General features: G+C 51.9%; 1 rRNA gene. It reads left to right on the forward strand.

Annotated elements, in window-relative coordinates:
* Window positions 1-210 (forward strand): 16S ribosomal RNA (locus tag K5I40_RS24205); the annotation flags it as partial.

A 210-nucleotide genomic window follows, 5' to 3' on the forward strand; every position in this document is an offset into this window, starting at 1 on the left:
CTCAAATGAATTGACGGGGGCCCGCACAAGCGGTGGAGCATGTGGTTTAATTCGATGCAACGCGAAGAACCTTACCTACTCTTGACATCCAGAGAACTTAGCAGAGATGCTTTGGTGCCTTCGGGAACTCTGAGACAGGTGCTGCATGGCTGTCGTCAGCTCGTGTTGTGAAATGTTGGGTTAAGTCCCGCAACGAGCGCAACCCTTATC

The sequence above is a fragment of the Leclercia sp. LTM14 genome (genome assembly GCF_023736175.1).
Taxonomy (GTDB): domain Bacteria; phylum Pseudomonadota; class Gammaproteobacteria; order Enterobacterales; family Enterobacteriaceae; genus Enterobacter; species Enterobacter barmai.